Consider the following 18,993-nt stretch of genomic DNA (forward strand, 5'->3'; position numbering starts at 1 on the left):
CCAAGGCGGTGCACTTCGTCCGCAAGCTGGTCACCGGCCGGGCGCTCCGCCCGTCCCCGCCCCGAAAGCACCACGGTTCCGCCATGCCGCCCACGCTCGCCTCGCTCGTCCAGCACTCGGCGCTCAAGCTGACCGTCCGCGCCGGGCAGGACCGCCTCGACACGCCCGTGCGCTGGGCGCACGCCAGCGAGCTGGCCGACCCCGTCCCCTACATGGAGGGCGGCGAGCTGCTGCTGGTCACCGCCACCAACCTGGACGCCGAGGACCCGGAGGCGATGCGCGGCTATGTGCGGCGGCTGGCCGGGGCCGGCGTGGTCGGTCTCGGCTTCGCCGTCGGCGTCACCTACGACGCCATCCCCGACGCCCTGCTGGACGCCGCCCGCGAGGCCGACCTGCCGCTCCTGGAGGTGCCGCGCCGCACCCCGTTCCTCGCCATCTCCAAGGCGGTCTCCGCCGCCATCGCCGCCGAGCAGTACCGGGCGGTGACCGCCGGCTTCGAGGCGCAGCGCGAGCTGACCCGGGCCGCGCTCGCCGAGGGCCCGGACGCGGTGGTGGCCCGGCTCGCCGCCCATGTGGACGGCTGGGCGGCGCTGTACGACGCCTCCGGGGCGGTCGTCTCGGCCGCCCCCGAGTGGGCCGCCCGCCGGGCCGCCCGGCTCACCCCGGACGTGGAGAGGCTGCGCGAGCGGGCCGCCCCGGCCAGCGCCGTGGTGGGCGGCACCGACGACCGGGTCGAGCTCCAGTCGCTGGGCACCGGCCGCCGGGTGCGCGGCGCCCTCGCGGTGGGCACCGGCGCCCCGCTGGGCACCGCCGAGCGGTACGCGGTGCACTCCGCCATCGCCCTGCTCACCCTCACCACCGAACGCTCCCGCTCGCTCCAGGCCGCCGAGCAGCGCCTGGGCGCGGCGGTGCTGCGGATGCTGCTGGCCGGCCAGCCCGACCAGGCCCGCGCGGTCGCCGGCGACCTGTACGGCGGCCTGCTCGACGCGCCGTTCCGGATGCTGGCCGCCGAGCCGGCCGGCGGCGAGCGCGAGACCGGCGCGGAACCCCCGCTGCGGGCGCTCGCCGACTTCCTGGAGGCCGCCGCCGCCCGGTCCGGCGAGCCGGTGCTCACCGTCCCCGAGGGCGACGACCGGCTGCTGGTGCTGGCCGGCGACGGCGGCGCGGTCACCGCGGCCTGCGAGCGGTACGCGGAGAGCGAGGCCGAGGAGGCCGGCCTGGTCGTCGGGCTGTCCGCGCCGACCGGCCCGATCGCCGCCGCCACCGCCTACAAGCAGGCCGAACAGGCCCTCTCGGTGGCCCGCCGGCGCGGCAAGGCGCTGGTGGAGCACGAGGACCTGGCGGCCGGCTCGGTGCTGCCGCTGCTCGCCGACGACGCGGTACGGGCGTTCGCCGACGGGCTGCTGCGGGCGCTGCGGGAGCACGACGCCACCGGCCGCGGCGACCTGGTCGCCTCGCTGCGGGCCTGGCTGTCCCGGCACGGCCAGTGGGACGCGGCCGCCGCCGACCTCGGCGTGCACCGGCACACCCTGCGCTACCGGATGCGCAGGGTGGAGGAGATCCTCGGCCGCTCCCTGGACGACCCGGACGCCCGCATGGAGCTGTGGCTGGCCCTGAAGGCCACCGGCGACAAGCCCTGAACCGCCGCCGCGCGCCGTCCCGCGGCCGGACGGCTCCCGCCCGGCGGGCCGAGCGCGGTCGGCTCAGCGCAGGTCCATCGACATCCGCAGCACCAGGCCGTCGGCCGAGGAGCGGATCCGCACCAGGTCGCACAGCTCGTTGATCATCCACAGGCCGCGCCCGCCGGAGGCCGCCGCGGGGTCCGGCCGGAAGCAGCCGGCCAGCGGATCGTCCAGCCGGCCGGCGTCCCGGGTCTCCACATGCACCCGCCCGGCGCCCTCGCCCCGGGTCGTCCACAGCCGCAGGGCGCCCCGGCCGCCGCCGTGCCGCAGCGAGTTGGTCGCCGCCTCGGTGACGGCGAGCACCAGATCGGTGCGGCGGGAGGGGGCCAGCGCCGTGCCCGCCAGCCGCTCGGACACGAAGGCGCGCACCGCGGCGAGGTCGCCGTCCGCGTACGCCAGCGCGGGCACCGGCTCCGCCGGCTCCTCCAGAGGGGTGGCGCACTGCGCGCAGACCGCCAGCGGGTCGGTGTACTCGGCGCTCTCCCGCACGCGCCCGGCGTCCGCGTCCAGCAGCGAGGGGTGGGCGCGGCGCACCAGCGCGACCACCTCCCGGGGCAGCGCGGGCTCCTGGTAGGCGCAGAGGAAGCTGGCGGGCCGGTCGGCGAAGGCGACGTTCACCAGGGCCTCGAGCCGGGCCGCCTCGCCCGTCTCGGCCCGGTGGCGTCCCGGCCATATCGGCTCCATGACGATGCGGACCGGCCGGCCCGCGTGCCGTGCGGTGAACCCGGCCAGCAGGGACAGCACCCGTCCCGGGTTGCGGCCGGCCTCGGCCATGTCGGTCCACACCACCCCGTCGTCGCCCCCGAACCGGTCGCGCAGGGCCTCCAGCCGGGGCCGGGGGACCAAGACCAGCACCGGGCGGCCGGCCTCCAGCCCGTCGCGGACGAAGGCGCCGACCGTCCGGAGGAAGTCCGGCTCGTCCCGGTAGGACAGGGCGGGATGGGCGAACGACTCACCCGGCGGCAGCACCCGGTCCGTGAGCAGGCTGGTCGTCATCACACGACCTTCAGGCCGGCCCGGAGCTCCGGGAAGAGGCCGAGCAGCCGGTGCAGGGTGGCGGGCGCGCCGCTGATCCGCAGGCTCCGGCCGGCCGGCAGGGCCCGCGCGGCCTCCGACAGCATGCCCGCGCCCACCACGTCCACGAAGTCCAGCTCGCTCAGGTCCAGTTCGACGTCCCCGTCGGCGGCCATCCGGGACAGCGCGGCCACCGCGCCGCGGGTGGTGCCGCGGCCGTCGTGGTCCAGGGCGCCTTCCAGGACCAGGCCCGGGGCGTGCGGGTGCGGCAGCGCGCGCAGCGGCGGCCGGGCCGGCGGCGCCTCGCCGGACGGGGCCACCGGGACGGCCCGGTGCGCGCCGGTGAGCACCGCGGTGTCCGCGTCCGGGATGAGCCGGCGGTCGTAGAGGCACAGCGCGCTCAGCCGGGGCAGCTTGGCGAAGACCTCGCCGTGGATGCGCAGCTCGTACTCCAGCAGCCGGTCCGCGCCCGGCACGTCGCGGGCGCACCACGACATCTCGCCGATCGCGCGCAGACCCGTGCAGCCGTCCGCCAGCGCCTGGGCGGTGGCGTCGTGCCACTGGCCCACCATGGCGTCGGGGTCGAAGGGCCCGGAGGCCAGATAGGTGTCGTCCGCCGTGAACACGTCGAGCCGGCCCTGTGCCCGGGCCCTGCGCACGTCCATGCCCTGGTCGGCCAGCGCCGAGAGGACCGCGTCCGGGTCGGTGGCGTCGGCGAAGTAGTACAGCCGCTCGCCGCGCTCCAGCGCGGGGGCCAGGAAACCGGAGACCAGTGAGGCCCAGGTCCGGTCGTCGGAGTACCAGGCGCAGATGTGGTTGGGCGCGGGGGCCGGCCCGGAACGCGTGTCGGTGCCTCCGGTCATGCGGTCCCTCCCGTGCCGTCGTCGTTCGCGCCCCACCGTCGCGACTGCCTCACGTTACCGCCATCGGGCGGGCATCGGACACCCGCTGCCCGCCCGCCGCCAAACGGTTCCGCCCGTCCCCGGGCGACCCCGTGGCCGTCGCACCCGTCCGGTGTCTAAGGTCTGCGCATGACAAGTCCCGCCGTGGGCCCGACGGCCGCCGACACCCCGCCCGCCGCTCCCGCCGCGGCCCCGCCGGGCGCCGGCCGCCGCCGCTTCGGCGCCGCCGTGTGGATCGCCCTCGGCATCGTCTACGTGGTGTGGGGCTCCACCTACCTCGGCATCCGGGTCGTGGTGGAGACCATGCCGCCGTTCCTCTCCGCCGGGGCCCGGTTCGTCACCGCCGGGCTGCTGCTCGCCGCCCTGCTGGCCCTGCGCCACGGGCCCGGCGTGCTGCGGGCGACCCGCGCCCAGCTCGGCTCCGCCGCCCTGGTCGGCGTCCTGCTGCTGCTCGGCGGCAACGGCCTCGTCGTCCTCGCCGAGACCACGGTGCCGTCCGGCCTCGCCGCCCTGCTCGTCGCCGTCGTCCCCGCCTGGGTGGTGCTGCTGCGCACCGTCTGCGGCGAGCGGCCAGGGCGCGGCGCCTACCTCGGGGTGCTGCTGGGGCTGGTCGGGCTCGCCGTGCTCACCCTGCCCGGACTCAGCGGGGAGGTGCGCACCTGGGGCGTGCTGACCGTCGTCGCGGCCTCCATGCTCTGGTCGGTGGGCTCCTTCTCCTCCTCCAGGCTCCCGTTGCCGAAGAACCCGCTCACCGCCAGCGCGTATGAGATGGCGGCCGGCGGCCTGGCCTGCGCCCTGGTCGGACTGGCCCGCGGCGAGCAGCGCGGACTGGACCTCGGCGCGGTCTCCGCCCGCTCCTGGACCGCCTTCGCCTACCTGGTCGTCTTTGGCTCGCTGATCGCGTTCACCGCGTACGTCTGGCTGCTGCACCACGCCCCGCTGTCGCTGACCGCGACCTACGCCTACGTCAACCCGGTGGTCGCGGTCGCGCTGGGCGCGCTGGTCCTGGGCGAGGCGGTGTCCTGGCCGATCGGGCTGGGCGGCGCGATCGTGGTCGGCGGGGTCAGCCTGATCGTCTCCACCGAGCGCCGGAGCCGACCGCCCGCACGGCGGCCGCACGGCACTACGTAACGGCACACCCGTCCACCGCACTACTCCATCGCGGACAAGCGACCGCCCGGCGTCCCGGCCCTACCGTGTGAGAGGAAGAACCCCTACTCCTCCTGAAGGGCCGGGAACCGCATGACTGCCACCGCCTTCTGGCTCGCCGGCCGCGAGACCACCGGCGAGACCACCTTCGACGTCACCTCCCCCTGGGACGGCCGGGTCGTCGCCCAGGTCAGCGTCCCCACCGAGGCCCAGGTCGAAGAGGCGGTGGCCGCCGCGCACGCGGTGACCGACGAGTTCTCCGCCACCCCGGCCCACGTCCGCGCCGCCGCCCTGGACCACGTGTCCAAGCGCCTGGCCGAGCGCACCGAGGAGATCGCCCGGCTGATCTCCGCCGAGAACGGCAAGCCCATCAAGTGGGCCCGCGGCGAGGTCGGCCGCGCCGTCTCCGTCTTCCGGTTCGCGGCCGAGGAGGCCCGCCGGTTCAACGGCGGCGACGCCCAGCGGCTGGACACCGACGCCGGCGGCACCGGCCGGCTCGGCCTGACCCGCCGCTTCCCCAAGGGCGTCGTGCTGGGCATCGCCCCGTTCAACTTCCCGCTGAACCTCTGCGCCCACAAGATCGCCCCGGCCCTCGCGGTCGGCGCGCCGATCATCCTCAAGCCCGCCCCGGCCACCCCGCTCTCCGGCCTGGTCCTCGGCGAGCTGCTGGCCGAGACCGAGCTGCCGGCCGGCTCCTGGTCGATCCTCCCGGTCACCAACGACCGGATGCCCGCCCTGGTCAAGGACGAGCGGCTGCCGGTCATCTCCTTCACCGGCTCCGACACCGTCGGCTACGCCATCCAGCAGTCCGTGCCGCACAAGCACTGCACCCTGGAGCTGGGCGGCAACGCCGCCGCGGTCGTCCTCGGCGACTGGGCGAGCGAGGAGGACCTGGACTGGGCCGCCACCCGGATCGCGACCTTCTCCAACTACCAGGGCGGCCAGTCCTGCATCTCGGTGCAGCGCGTGATCGCCGACGCCTCCGTCTACGACAGGCTGGCCGCCAAGGTCGTCGCCGCCGTCGAGAAGCAGGGCACCGGCGACCCGTCCGACGACGCCACCGACGTCGGCCCGCTGGTCAGCGAGGACGCCGCCAAGCGGGTGGAGTCCTGGGTGGACGAGGCCGTCGCGGGCGGCGCGAAGCTGCTCACCGGCGGCAAGCGCGAGGGCGCGACCTACGCCCCCACCGTGCTCGCCGAGCTGCCCGCCACCGCCACCCTCGCCTGCGAGGAGGTCTTCGGCCCGGTGCTCTCGCTGCACAAGGTGGACGGCGAGGCAGAGGCGTTCGCCGCGGTCAACGACTCCAAGTTCGGCCTCCAGGCGGGCGTCTTCACCCACGACATCCAGACCGCCTTCCGCGCCCACCGCGCCCTCGAGGTCGGCGGCGTGATCATCGGCGACGTCCCCTCCTACCGCGCCGACCAGATGCCCTACGGCGGCGCCAAGCAGTCCGGCGTCGGCCGCGAGGGCGTCCGCTACGCGATGGACGACTACACCTACGAGCGGGTCCTGGTCCTCACCGGCATCGCGCTCTGACCGGCACCGCCCCGGCCCGCCGGGCCGAGGGCGCGCCCACCCGTACGGCGGCGTCCGGCGCCGCCGGCACGGAACACCCGTACGGCGGTCCGACGACCGCCGGCACGGGAACCGTGCGGCGGCGCACCCGTCGCCCGTACGGCCGCGAGCGGCGGCCGGAGCCCACTGTGCGGGGGCTCCGGCCGCCTTTTCGCCGTCCCGTCCCTCGGGTATAGGGGTCGAGTAGTACCGGCCGGTAGCACCCCGGCCGGCCGACCGACTCACGGCGAGGTGAGCGCATGTCCGGCAACGGCACCCCGAAGGTCTCCGAGCGCGAGGCACGGCAGGTGGCGGAGGAGGCCCGCGAGCAGGACTGGCGCAAGCCCAGCTTCGCCAAGGAGCTGTTCCTCGGGCGCTTCCGGCTCGACCTCATCCACCCGCACCCGCTGCCGGCGGACGAGGACGCCCAGGCCGGCGAGGAGTTCCTGGCCAAGCTCCGCGACTTCTGCGAGACGAAGATCGACGGCGCGCTGATCGAGCGCGAGGCGAAGATCCCGGACGCCGTCATCGACGGGCTGAAGGAGCTGGGCGCGCTCGGCATGAAGATCGACCGCACGTACGGCGGGCTGGGCCTCACCCAGGTGTACTACAACAAGGCGCTCGCCCTGGTCGGCTCGGTCTCCCCGGCGGTCGGCGCGCTGCTCTCGGCCCACCAGTCCATCGGCCTGCCTCAGCCGCTGAAGCTCTTCGGCTCACCCGAGCAGAAGGAGACCTACCTCCCGCGCCTGGCCCGCACCGACATCTCCGCCTTCCTGCTCACCGAGCCCGACGTCGGCTCCGACCCGGCCCGGCTGGCCACCACGGCCGTGCCGGACGGGGACGACTACGTCATCGACGGGGTGAAGCTGTGGACCACCAACGGCGTCGTCGCCGACCTGATGGTGGTGATGGCCCGGGTGCCGAAGTCCGAGGACCACCGCGGCGGGATCACCGCCTTCGTGGTGGAGGCCGGCGCCGAGGGCGTCACCGTGGAGAACCGCAACGCCTTCATGGGCCTGCGCGGCCTGGAGAACGGCGTCACCCGCTTCCACCGGGTGCGCGTCCCGGCCGCCAACCGGATCGGCCCCGAGGGCGCCGGCCTGAAGATCGCGCTCACCACCCTCAACACCGGCCGGCTCTCGCTGCCCGCCATGTGCGCCGGCGCCGGCAAGTGGTGCCTGAGGATCGCCCGCGAGTGGAGCGCGGTGCGCGAGCAGTGGGGCAAGCCGGTGGCCGAGCACGAGGCGGTCGGCGCGAAGATCTCCTTCATCGCCGCCACCGCCTTCGCCCTGGAGGCGGTGCTCGACCTCTCCAGCCAGATGGCCGACGAGGACCGCAACGACATCCGCATCGAGGCCGCCCTCGCCAAGCTCTACGGCTCGGAGATGGCCTGGCTGATGGCCGACGAGCTGGTCCAGATCCGCGGCGGCCGCGGCTACGAGACCGCCGACTCCCTCGCCGCCCGCGGCGAGCGCGCCGTGCCCGCCGAGCAGATCCTGCGCGACCTGCGCATCAACCGGATCTTCGAGGGCTCCACCGAGATCATGCACCTGCTGATCGCGCGCGAGGCGGTGGACGCCCACCTCGCCGTCGCCGGCGACATCATCGACCCGGACAAGTCGCTCGGCGACAAGGCGAAGGCCGGCGCCCAGGCCGGCGTCTTCTACGCCAAGTGGCTGCCCAAGCTGGTCGCCGGCGCCGGACAGCTGCCCACCTCCTACGGCGACTTCCACCCCGCCGGCCACACCGACCTGGCCGCCCACCTGCGCTGGGTCGAGCGCACCTCCCGCAAGCTGGCCCGCTCCACCTTCTACGCCATGTCCCGCTGGCAGGGCCGGATGGAGACCAAGCAGGGCTTCCTCGGCCGGATCGTCGACATCGGCGCGGAGCTGTTCGCCATGAGCGCCGCCTGCGTCCGCGCCGAGATGCTCCGCACGAACGGCGAGCACGGCCGCGAGGCCTACCAGTTGGCCGACGTCTTCTGCCGGCAGGCCCGCATCCGGGTCGAGGAGCTGTTCGGCCGGCTGTGGAACAACACCGACGACCTGGACGCCACCGTGGTCAGGGGCGTGCTGTCGGGCACCTACACCTGGCTGGAGGAGGGCGTCCTCGACCCCAGCGGCGACGGCCCCTGGATCGCCGACGCCACCCCCGGCCCGGCCACCCGGGAGAACGTCCACCGACCCGTCCGCTGAACCGCCCCCCGCCGTGCGGGCCCCGCCAGGTCGGGCCCGCGCGGCGAAAGGGGCAAGAATGGGAGGCATGAGCGACAGCCCAGCCCCCCTCGCAGACCCGCATATCGCCTTCGATCCCTCCGAAGGCCGCCGGGACGTCGTCGTCCTCGGCTCCACCGGGTCCATCGGCACCCAGGCCATCGACCTAGTGCTGCGCAACCCCGACCGCTTCCGCGTCACCGCGCTGTCCGCCGCCGGCGGCCGGCCCGGGCTGCTCGCCGAGCAGGCGCACCGGCTGGGCGTGCGCACCGTCGCCGTGGCGCGCGAGGACGCGGTGCCCGCGCTGAAGGAGGCGCTGGAGGGCCGCTACGGCTCCGCTCCCCGCCCCGAGATCCTGGCCGGCCCGGACGCCGCCACCGAGCTCGCCGCCTCCCCCTGCCACACCGTGCTCAACGGCATCACCGGCTCCATCGGCCTCGCGCCGACGCTGGCCGCCCTGGAGGCCGGCCGCACCCTGGCCCTCGCCAACAAGGAGTCGCTGATCGTCGGCGGCCCGCTGGTCAAGGCCGTCGCCAAGCCCGGTCAGATCATCCCGGTCGACTCCGAGCACGCCGCGCTCTTCCAGGCGCTGGCCGCCGGCACCGGGGGAGACGTCCGCAAGCTGGTGGTCACCGCCTCCGGCGGCCCGTTCCGCGGCCGCACCAAGGCCGAGCTGGCGGCCGTCACCCGCGAGGACGCGCTCGCCCACCCCACCTGGGCGATGGGGCCGGTGATCACCGTCAACAGCGCCACCCTGGTCAACAAGGGCCTGGAGGTGATCGAGGCCCACCTGCTGTACGACATCCCCTTCGACCGCATCGAGGTCGTCGTGCACCCCCAGTCGTACGTGCACTCGATGGTGGAGTTCACCGACGGCTCCACGCTCGCCCAGGCCACCCCGCCGGACATGCGCGGCCCCATCGCCATCGGCATCGGCTGGCCCGAGCGGGTCCCCGACGCCGCCCCCGCCTTCGACTGGTCCACCGCCTCCACCTGGGAGTTCTTCCCGTTGGACACCGAGGCGTTCCCCTCCGTCGGCCTGGCCCGGCACGTCGGAGAGCTGGGCTCCACCGCCCCGGCCGTCTTCAACGCCGCCAACGAGGAGTGCGTCGAGGCGTTCCTCGCCGGCAGGCTGCCGTTCACCGGCATCATGGACACCGTCACCGCGGTCGTCGCCGAGCACGGCGCACCGGCCGCGGGAACCCCGCTCACCCTCCCGGACGTCCTGGAGGCGGAGACCTGGGCCCGCGCCCGGGCCCGCGAGCTGGCAGCGACACTGACCGGAGAGGCGGCGGAGGCCCGCGCATGACGACGATTCTTCTGACGCTCCTCGGCATCGCGCTCTTCGTGCTGGGGCTGCTCGTCTCCATCGCCTGGCACGAGCTCGGCCACCTGACCACGGCCAAGATGTTCGGCATCCGCGTCCCGCAGTACATGGTCGGCTTCGGCCCCACCATCTGGTCGCGCAAGAAGGGCGAGACCGAGTACGGCATCAAGGCCATCCCGGCCGGCGGCTACATCCGCATGATCGGCATGTTCCCGCCCGGAGCGGACGGCCGCATCGAGGCCCGCTCCACCTCCCCCTGGCGCGGCATGATCGAGGACGCCCGCTCCGCCGCGTACGAGGAGCTGGAGCCGGGCGACGAGAAGCGGCTCTTCTACACCCGCAAGCCGTGGAAGCGCGTCATCGTCATGTTCGCCGGCCCCTTCATGAACCTGGTCCTCGCCGTCGCCCTGTTCGTCGGCGTCTGCATGACCTTCGGCATGGAGAAGCAGACCACCGAGGTCGCCGGCGTGCAGAAGTGCGTCTTCAAGCAGAGTGACGACGCCGGCGACCGCGACGCCTGCCCCAAGGCCCAGCAGACCAGCCCCGGCTACGTCGCCGGGCTGCGCGAGGGCGATGTGATCACCGCCTTCGACGGCGAGCCGATGAAGGACTGGAACACCCTCTCCGAGCGCATCCGCGCCAACCCGGGCCCCGCCGTCATCACCGTCGAGCGCGACGGCCGCGAGCTGACCCTCCACCCCGTCCTCGTCCGCAACGAGGTGCTGAAGAAGGACGCCGACGGCGAACCGGTGCGCGGCCAGTACGTCACCGCCGGCTACCTCGGCTTCGCCGCCAAGAGCGTCATCGAACCGCTGTCCCTCGGCGAGTCCGTCGACCGGATGGGCGACATGGTCGAGAACGGCGTGGAGTCCCTGATCGCCCTGCCCTCCAAGGTCCCCGACCTGTGGGACGCGGCCTTCGGCGACGGCGAACGCAAGGACGACTCGCCCGTCGGCGTGGTCGGCACCGCCCGGATCAGCGGCGAGGTGATGAACCTCGACATGCCCACCCAGTCCATCGTGGCCTTCTTCCTGCTGATCATGGCCACGTTCAACCTGTCGCTGTTCCTCTTCAACATGCTGCCGCTGCTCCCGCTGGACGGCGGGCACATCGCCGGCGCGCTGTGGGAGTCGCTGCGCCGCAACATCGCGAAGGTCTTCCGCCGCCCCGACCCGGGCCCCTTCGACGTCGCCAAGCTGATGCCCGTCGCCTACGTCGTCGCCGGGATCTTCATCTGCTTCACCCTGCTGGTGCTGGTCGCCGACGTGGTCAATCCGGTCAAGATCACCTGATCCCGGCCGCACGCACCCCGGCCCCGGGCCCGGCCCGCACGCAACCGCGCGCGGCCGGGCCCGCGTCCTTCCCGGCGTACGCCACGCACGGCACCCGTCCGTGGGCACCTTCCGCGGGCACCCCCCGGGGTGTCCGGTACGGCCCCGCCGGGCCTGTAATCTCGAAGCGGAGCCCGCCGATCTCGGGACCTCGATCCACACCTTGGGGTTGCACACCAGATGACCGCGATTTCTCTCGGAATCCCGTCCGTACCGACCAAGCTCGCCGACCGCCGGGTCAGCCGCAAGATCCACGTCGGAGCGGTCGCCGTCGGCGGTGACGCCCCGGTCTCGGTGCAGTCGATGACCACGACCCGCACCTCCGACATCGGCGCCACCCTCCAGCAGATCGCCGAGCTGACCGCCTCCGGCTGCCAGATCGTCCGCGTCGCCTGCCCCACCCAGGACGACGCCGACGCGCTGCCGGTCATCGCGCGCAAGTCGCAGATCCCGGTGATCGCCGACATCCACTTCCAGCCGAAGTACGTCTTCGCCGCCATCGACGCCGGCTGCGCCGCGGTCCGCGTCAACCCCGGCAACATCAAGCAGTTCGACGACAAGGTCCGCGAGATCGCCAAGGCCGCCGGCGACGCCGGCACCCCGATCCGCATCGGCGTCAACGCCGGCTCGCTGGACAAGCGCCTGCTGGAGAAGTACGGCAAGGCCACCCCCGAGGCCCTCGTGGAGTCCGCCCTGTGGGAGGCGTCCCTCTTCGAGGAGCACGGCTTCCGCGACATCAAGATCTCGGTCAAGCACAACGACCCGGTCGTCATGGTCAACGCCTACCGGCAGCTCGCCGCCCAGTGCGACTACCCGCTGCACCTCGGCGTCACCGAGGCCGGCCCCGCCTTCCAGGGCACCATCAAGTCCGCCGTCGCCTTCGGCGCGCTGCTCTCCGAGGGCATCGGCGACACCATCCGGGTCTCCCTCTCCGCCCCGCCGGCCGAGGAGATCAAGGTCGGCATCCAGATCCTGGAGTCCCTCAACCTCCGCCAGCGCCGGCTGGAGATCGTCTCCTGCCCGTCCTGCGGCCGCGCCCAGGTCGACGTCTACAAGCTCGCCGAGGAGGTGACCGCCGGCCTGGAGGGCATGGAGGTCCCGCTGCGCGTCGCCGTCATGGGCTGCGTCGTCAACGGCCCCGGCGAGGCCCGCGAGGCCGACCTCGGCGTCGCCTCCGGCAACGGCAAGGGCCAGATCTTCGTCAAGGGCGAGGTCATCAAGACCGTCCCCGAGTCCAAGATCGTGGAGACCCTGATCGACGAGGCCATGAAGATCGCCGAGCAGATGGAGAAGGACGGCATCGCCTCCGGCGAGCCCACCGTCTCCGTCGCCGGCTGACACCCTCCCGGGCCGACGGGCCCACCGAAGGACCCCGCTCCGCCGGGGTCCTTCGCCGTGCCGGGGCCGGGCCGGAATCCGTCGCCTTCCACCGGTTCTGACATGGCACCGGCAGGGCCGGGTACAGTGCCAGGACCCGTACGGAACGCATGTGAGGCCCCTCGTGCTGACGCAGACCACCACCCGGGTCCTCGGCCCCGGCGACCTCGGCGCAGCCCTGGCCGTCCTGGACAGCGACCCCGTCGCCAACGCGTTCGTCGCCTCCCGCGTACAGGTCGCCGGACTCGACCCCTGGCGGCTCGGCGGGGAGATGTGGGGCTGGTACGCCGGCGGGGAGCTGCGCTCGCTCTGCTACGCGGGCGCCAACCTGGTCCCGGTCTGCGCCACCCCCGAGGCGGTCCGCGCCTTCGCCGACCGCGCCCGCCGGGCCGGCCGCCGCTGCTCCTCCCTCGTCGGCCCCGCCGAGCCCACCGCCGAGCTGTGGCGGCTGCTCGAACCCACCTGGGGCCCGGCCCGGGACGTCCGCCCCAACCAGCCGCTCATGGTCACCGACCGGCCCGCCCCCGACGTCAGCGCCGACCCGTACGTCCGCCGGGTCCGCAAGGACGAGATGGATATGATCATGCCGGCCTGCGTCGCCATGTTCACCGAGGAGGTCGGCGTCTCTCCGCTGGCCGGCGACGGCGGCCTGCTCTACCAGGCCCGGGTCGCCGAACTCGTCGGCTCCGGGCGGGCGTTCGCCCGCTTCGAGGACGGCCGGGTGGTCTTCAAGGCGGAGATCGGCGCGGCCACCCCGCGGGCCTGCCAGATCCAGGGCGTCTGGGTCGCCCCCGAGTTCCGCGGCCGCGGCCTGTCCGAGACCGGGATGGCCGCCGTGCTGCGCCACGCCATCGCCGACACCGCGCCCGTCGTCTCCCTCTACGTCAACGACTACAACCTGCCCGCCCGCGCCGCCTACCGCCGCGTCGGCTTCCGGGAGACCGGCGCCTTCATGAGCGTCCTGTTCTGACCAGGCCCGTTCTGGGCGGGCCGGCCGCGAAGTAGGGTGCGCGCATGGATGACGTCGTGGTGCAACCGGTCGACCTCACGCCCCGCGTGGACGACGCCCTCGCCGTGCAGGCGCTGGCCTTCGGACTGACCGAGGACGAGGTCGCCGTCCGCCGCCACATCGTGCTGCGCCACCTGCACAACCCCGGCGCCCGCGCCTACGCGGCGCTCACCCCCACGGGCCGTCTCGTCGGCTTCGTCTACGGGATGCCCAACGACCGCGCCCACTGGTGGTCCACCGTCGTCGAGCCCTATCTGCGCGCGGGCGGCGCGGACCGCTGGCTGGACGACGTCTTCGTCATCACCGAACTCCACGTCCACCCCGCCTTCCAGGGGCGGGGCCTGGGCCGGACGCTGATCACCGCGATCACCGACACCGCCGACCAGCCGCGCTCCATCCTCTCCGCCATCGACACCGAGAGCCCCGCCCGACGCCTCTACCGCTCCCTCGGCTACACCGACCTCGCTCGCCGCGTCCACTTCCCGAGCGCGGGACGTCCGTACGCGGTCATGGGCGCCGACCTGCCGCTGCTGCGGAGGCCCGAGGCGGCGCGGAACTGATTTCCGCCAGCGGGCGGGCCGGGGCTAACCTCCTAGCCATCACCATTTCCACCGCAGGAGAGTTCCCCATGGCCCAGGTCCAGCGCATGTCCCGGTTGATGGTCAAGACACTGCGCGACGACCCGGCGGACGCCGAGACGCTCAGCCACAAGCTCCTCGTCCGCGCCGGCTACGTCCGCCGCAACGCCGCGGGCATCTGGTCCTGGCTGCCGCTGGGCATGAAGGTGCTGGAGAACGTCAGCCGCGTGGTCCGCGAGGAGATGGACGCCATCGGCGCCCAGGAGGTGCTGCTCCCCGCGCTGCTGCCCAAGGAGCCCTACGAGGCCACCGGCCGCTGGGACGAGTACGGCCCCGAGCTGTTCCGCCTCAAGGACCGCAAGGGCGCCGAGTACCTGCTCGGCCCCACCCACGAGGAGATCTTCACCCTGCTGGTCAAGGACCAGTGCACGTCCTACAAGGACCTGCCGGTGATGCTCTACCAGATCCAGACCAAGTACCGCGACGAGGCCCGCCCCCGCTCCGGCATCCTGCGCGGCCGCGAGTTCCAGATGAAGGACTCGTACTCCTTCGACACCACCGACGAGGGCCTGGCCGAGTCCTACGCGCTGCACCGCCAGGCGTACATCCGGATCTTCGACCGGCTCGGTCTGCGGCACAAGATCGTCTCCGCGGTCTCCGGCGCCATGGGCGGCTCCGCCTCCGAGGAGTTCCTGGCCCCCGCCGCGGCCGGCGAGGACACCTTCGCCTACTGCCCCTCCTGCGACTACGCGGCCAACACCGAGGCCGTGACCTTCCCCGGCACGGGCGAGCCCGCCGACGCCTCCGCGCACGGGCCGGTCGAGGTGCTGGACACCCCCGACACCCCCACCATCGAGACGCTGGCCGCCTTCCTGGACGTGCCCGCCTCCGCCACCCTGAAGAACCTGCTGGTCAAGGTGGACGGCGAGATCGTCGCCGTCGGCGTGCCCGGCGACCGCGAGGTCGACCTCGGCAAGCTGGAGGACCACCTCGCCCCCGCCGCCGTCGAGCTGGTCACCGCCGAGGACTTCGCCGGCCGCCCCGACCTGGTCCGCGGCTACGTCGGCCCGCAGGGCCTGGAGAAGGTCCGCTACCTGGCCGACCCCCGGATCGCCGCCGGCACCGCCTGGGTCACCGGCGCCAACCAGGAGGGCAAGCACGCGAGGAACGTGGTCGTCGGCCGCGACTTCGAGGTAGACGAGTACCTCGACGTCGTCGTGGTCGAGGAGGGCGACCCCTGCCCGACGTGCGGAGCCGGCCTGAAGCTGGACCGCGCCATCGAGATCGGCCACATCTTCCAGCTCGGCCGCAAGTACGCCGACGCCCTCCAGCTCGACGTGCTCGGCCAGAACGGCAAGCCCGTCCGCGTCACCATGGGCTCCTACGGCGTCGGCGTCTCCCGCGCGGTCGCCGCCCTCGCCGAGCAGACCGCCGACGAGCAGGGCCTGTGCTGGCCCGCCGAGGTCGCCCCCGCCGACGTGCACGTGGTCGCGGCCGGCAAGGCCGCCCAGACCGAGCTGGCGCTCTCCGTCGCCGAGCAGCTGGGCCAGGCCGGGCTGCGGGTGCTGGTGGACGACCGGGCCGGCGTCTCCCCGGGCGTGAAGTTCACCGACGCCGAGCTGATCGGCGTGCCGAAGATCCTGGTCGCCGGCCGCCGCACCGCCGAGGGCGTCGTCGAGCTCAAGGACCGCCGCACCGGTGAGCGCGAGGAGCTGCCGGTCGCCGAGGCGGTCGCCCGCCTCGCCGCGCGCTGATCCACGCCGCGAGGCCCCTCCCGGAACGGTCCGGGAGGGGCCTCGCGCCGTGCCGGGTCCCTCTCAGATGCAGCCGGCCGTGCCCGCGTCGTCCGACCGGGCCGTCCGGTGCGGCGGCGCCGGATCGTGCAGCAGCGGCTCATGGGCCAGCGGCGGGTCGTCCGGATGCGGGTCGTGCACCCGCAGCGCCGGCCGCTCCGCCGGCACGGGCCGCTCCACCGGGACCGGCGCCTCCTCCGGGAGCGCCGCCGAAGGCCGCCCGCCCGGATCCGGTACGCCGACGTCCGGCGGCGCCGCCTCCACCGCGGCCGGCGGCTCGGGCTCCCGTCCCTGCTCAGGGTCCTGGTCCCGCTGCTCCGGCGCGGCATGCGGCTGGTTCTGCGAGGCCCGCTCCAGGAAGCGCAGCAGCTCCACCGGGAACGGCAGCACCAGCGTGGAGTTCTTCTCGGCGGCCACCGCCACGATCGTCTGAAGCAGCCGCAACTGGAGCGCCGCGGGCGTCTCGGACATGCCCCGGGCCGCCTCGGACAGCTTCTTCGACGCCTGGAGCTCCGCGTCCGCGTTGATCACCCGGGCGCGCCGCTCACGGTCAGCCTCCGCCTGCCGGGCCATCGAGCGTTTCATGGTCTCCGGCAGCGAGACGTCCTTGATCTCCACGCGGTCGATGGTGACGCCCCAGTCCACCGCCGGATTGTCGATCATCAGCTCCAGACCCTGGTTGAGCTTCTCCCGATTGGAGAGCAGGTCGTCCAGGTCGCTCTTGCCGATGATCGAGCGCAGCGAGGTCTGGGCGATCTGCGAGACCGCGAACCGGTAGTCCTCCACCCGCATGATCGCGGCCGCCGCGTCCACCACCCGGAAGTAGATCACCGCGTCCACCCGGACCGTGACGTTGTCCCGGGTGATGCCGTCCTGCGAGGGCACCGGCATCGTCACGATCTGCATGTTCACCTTGTGCATCCGGTCCACCACCGGCACCACCATGGTGAAGCCGGGGCCGCGCACGCCCTTGCGCAGCCTGCCGAACCGCAGGACCACGCCCTTCTCGTACTGCTTGACGACTCTGGCGGCGGACGCCACGTACACCACGGCGGCCGTTCCGGTCGCCGCCGCCGCCCCGAGCAGTTCCTCGACCATGACATCCCTCCCGTCCAGTGGAGGTCATCGGTGCGTTATGCCCAATATCGCACTCGGGTGACCGTAACGGACCGGTTTGCCGGTACGGGATCGGGGACGGGGGAGGGCACGCGGCCCGCGCCGCTCACAGCCAGCTCGCGAACTCCATCAGCACCTCGCCGTCCTGCCGGCGGCCCGCCGCCAGGGCCCGGGCGCCCGACTCCACCGCCCGGAACAGCGTCCAGCCCCGCAGCCGCTCCCGGTCCACGTCGAGGGAGTCCGCCAGCCGGTTCACCCGCCGCCGCCCGGTCGAGGCGCCGGTGTCCGCGCCCACCAGGTCCTCCACCCGGTCCCGCACCAGCCGGGCCAGGTCGAACGCCCGCTCGCCGACCAGCGGGTCGGGGCCCACCGCCAGCCACGGCGCCCGGTCATCGGCGGCCAGCACCTTGCCCTGCCGGAACGCCCCGTGCAGCAGCAGTTCCTCGGGCGCGTCCGCGATCAGCGCGTCCCGCGCCTCCAGTGCCGCCGCCACCAGGTCGGCGACCTGCGGATCCTCCTTGGCGGCCGTCCGCATCGCCTCCGCCTGGCGGGCGGTGCGCCCGGCGACCGACTCGAAGGCGTGCCCGGCCGGCGGCTCGACCCACAGCCTGCGCACCGTCCCGGCCGCCTCCAGCAGCGCCTTGGCCTCCGGCAGCGAGCGCAGCGACATCTCCGGGTGCAGCCTCTCCAGCAGCAGCCCGGGGCCCTCACCCGGCAGCGGACGCACCGCGCCCCAGCCGTCCCAGTGCGCCAGGGCGGCCAGCTCCAGCCCGGGCGAGGCGAACGGCGGGGCCACCTTCAGCGCCGCCGGCACGCCGTCGGGGGTGCGCACCAGCAGCACCAGGCCGCTGCGGCCGCCGGGGGCCGACACCCGCTCGACCTCGAGCCGCCGGGCGTCCACCGCCTCCCGGACCAGCTCCGGCAGGCGGGCCAGCCAGTCGCCGGCCGCGGCGTCCCCGTAGGTCTCGCCGAGCGCCCGGACCAGTCGTCGCGGCGGTTCGAAAGCCATGCGTGCGTTGTTCCCTCTCGTCAGCCCGGCTCACGGTCGTGCGTCCGTCCGGGGCCGGTTTCCGGCCGCCCGACCGTCCGGTACGGCGGCCGGCCGCCGAAGGCCCGGCGCCCGGGGCGCGGCCCCCGCGGCGCATCCCGCCCCGCGCCGGTGACCAGGCGATACGACCGCCCGGCGGCCTCACGCCCGCTCGGTGAGCCCAGGAAAGGTTACGCCGCTGCCCCGCCAGCGCACCGCCCGCACCGCCGCCTCCCGCAGCGCGCTCGCCGCCTCCCGGCGCAGCGGCCCGTCGGCGGCCCGGACCAGGTCGGAGTAGACGCCCGCCACCCGGTCCTCCAGCTCGGCGGCCAGCCGCACGGCCGCGGCGGCGTCCGGCACGGCGTAGGGGAGGGCGTACCCGGCGGCCGAGGCGGCCGGCTCGCCGCCCAGGTCGCGCACGGTGCGCACCAGCGCGTCCCGGCGGCTGCGGTGCGCGGCGTGCGCGGCGGTGGCCTCGCCGCGCCGGGCCGCGCCGATCCGGCCGCCGACCACCCCGTAGCCGTACACCGCCGCGTGCTCGGCGGCGAGGGCGGCCTGAGCGGCGTCCAGGGCGGCGGTCATCGGCGAATCCTTTCAGCGGAGGGGCGGCGGGCGGACGGGGGCCGGATCACGACCCGCTCCCGGGGGCGGCGACCGCCGGTGCGGTGAGCAGATAGGCGTGCGCGGCGTGCGCGGCGGCCACCGAGGCGAGCAGCCGGGCGTACTCCGGGGGCGCGGTGAGCAGCGCCCTCGCGTGCACGTCGGCGGTCCGGGCGGCGTGCCCGGCCAGGTCCTTCAGCGCCGCCCCCGACTCGGCGGGCACCGGCGCGGGGGAGCCGGACGGGCCGGCGGAGGCGCCCGGCGAGCCCGAGGGCCCCGCCCGGGTCGCCGGGGCGGCGGGCGAGCCCGAGGGGGACGGCG

At 74.5% G+C, this 18,993-nt stretch carries 15 protein-coding genes and 1 pseudogene; 10 read left to right on the forward strand and 6 right to left on the reverse strand.

Annotation, left to right across the window (positions count from 1 at the left end):
• Positions 1-83: 83 nt before the first annotated feature.
• Complete coding sequence (locus C6N75_RS20980) at positions 84-1,640, forward strand: PucR family transcriptional regulator (RefSeq protein WP_105870470.1); 1,557 nt, start codon at positions 84-86, stop codon at positions 1,638-1,640.
• A gap of 63 nt (positions 1,641-1,703) precedes the next feature.
• Here C6N75_RS20980 and C6N75_RS20985 read toward each other — a convergent pair whose 3' ends face one another.
• On the reverse strand, positions 1,704-2,678 hold the full coding sequence (locus C6N75_RS20985; protein ID WP_105870457.1) for an anti-sigma factor RsbA family regulatory protein: 975 nt from the start codon (positions 2,676-2,678) through the stop codon (positions 1,704-1,706).
• Entirely contained in the window at positions 2,678-3,559 is an 882-nt protein-coding gene (locus tag C6N75_RS20990) for an MEDS domain-containing protein (protein WP_105870458.1), read from the reverse strand. Before C6N75_RS20990 ends, C6N75_RS20985 begins: the two co-directional genes overlap by 1 nt.
• Before the next feature lie 168 nt (positions 3,560-3,727).
• Here C6N75_RS20990 and C6N75_RS20995 point away from each other — a divergent pair, with 168 nt between their 5' ends.
• The 9 genes from C6N75_RS20995 (at position 3,728) to C6N75_RS21035 (ending at position 15,890) form a co-directional block, all read left to right on the forward strand.
• Positions 3,728-4,729, forward strand: coding sequence for an EamA family transporter (locus tag C6N75_RS20995; protein ID WP_105870459.1), 1,002 nt, complete (start codon positions 3,728-3,730; stop codon positions 4,727-4,729).
• A 111-nt stretch (positions 4,730-4,840) separates the two neighbouring features.
• Positions 4,841-6,283: an aldehyde dehydrogenase family protein gene (locus C6N75_RS21000; protein WP_105870460.1), complete on the forward strand. Its 1,443-nt coding sequence runs from the start codon at positions 4,841-4,843 to the stop codon at positions 6,281-6,283.
• A gap of 278 nt (positions 6,284-6,561) precedes the next feature.
• A complete protein-coding gene (locus C6N75_RS21005) occupies positions 6,562-8,496 on the forward strand; it encodes an acyl-CoA dehydrogenase family protein (protein ID WP_105870461.1) in 1,935 nt (644 codons plus the stop codon).
• 67 nt (positions 8,497-8,563) lie between these two features.
• A complete protein-coding gene (gene dxr, locus C6N75_RS21010) occupies positions 8,564-9,823 on the forward strand; it encodes a 1-deoxy-D-xylulose-5-phosphate reductoisomerase (RefSeq protein ID WP_105870462.1) in 1,260 nt (419 codons plus the stop codon).
• Entirely contained in the window at positions 9,820-11,133 is a 1,314-nt protein-coding gene (locus C6N75_RS21015) for a M50 family metallopeptidase (protein WP_105870463.1), read from the forward strand. Before dxr ends, C6N75_RS21015 begins: the two co-directional genes overlap by 4 nt.
• 219 nt (positions 11,134-11,352) lie before the next feature.
• Entirely contained in the window at positions 11,353-12,510 is a 1,158-nt protein-coding gene (gene ispG / locus C6N75_RS21020) for a flavodoxin-dependent (E)-4-hydroxy-3-methylbut-2-enyl-diphosphate synthase (protein ID WP_105870464.1), read from the forward strand.
• Between the two features lie 163 nt (positions 12,511-12,673).
• A complete protein-coding gene (locus C6N75_RS21025) occupies positions 12,674-13,519 on the forward strand; it encodes a GNAT family N-acetyltransferase (protein ID WP_181160558.1) in 846 nt (281 codons plus the stop codon).
• A gap of 44 nt (positions 13,520-13,563) precedes the next feature.
• On the forward strand, positions 13,564-14,118 hold the full coding sequence (locus tag C6N75_RS21030; protein ID WP_105870465.1) for a GNAT family N-acetyltransferase: 555 nt from the start codon (positions 13,564-13,566) through the stop codon (positions 14,116-14,118).
• 68 nt (positions 14,119-14,186) lie between these two features.
• Positions 14,187-15,890, forward strand: coding sequence for a proline--tRNA ligase (locus C6N75_RS21035; protein ID WP_105870466.1), 1,704 nt, complete (start codon positions 14,187-14,189; stop codon positions 15,888-15,890).
• 63 nt (positions 15,891-15,953) lie between these two features.
• Here C6N75_RS21035 and C6N75_RS21040 read toward each other — a convergent pair whose 3' ends face one another.
• The 4 genes and pseudogenes from C6N75_RS21040 to C6N75_RS21055 all read right to left on the reverse strand — a co-directional run.
• Positions 15,954-17,027 carry a slipin family protein gene (locus tag C6N75_RS21040; RefSeq protein ID WP_105870467.1) on the reverse strand — a complete coding sequence of 358 codons (1,074 nt, stop codon included), beginning with the start codon at positions 17,025-17,027 and terminating at the stop codon, positions 15,954-15,956.
• A gap of 124 nt (positions 17,028-17,151) precedes the next feature.
• Complete coding sequence (locus tag C6N75_RS21045; RefSeq protein ID WP_105870468.1) at positions 17,152-18,054, reverse strand: aminoglycoside phosphotransferase family protein; 903 nt, start codon at positions 18,052-18,054, stop codon at positions 17,152-17,154.
• A gap of 180 nt (positions 18,055-18,234) precedes the next feature.
• Entirely contained in the window at positions 18,235-18,654 is a 420-nt protein-coding gene (locus C6N75_RS21050; RefSeq protein WP_105870469.1) for a ferritin-like domain-containing protein, read from the reverse strand.
• Between the two features lie 46 nt (positions 18,655-18,700).
• Positions 18,701-18,993: pseudogene (locus C6N75_RS21055) on the reverse strand (hypothetical protein); the annotation flags it as partial.

The organism is Streptomyces solincola (assembly GCF_002982015.1).
Lineage (GTDB): Bacteria > Actinomycetota > Actinomycetes > Streptomycetales > Streptomycetaceae > Streptomyces > Streptomyces solincola.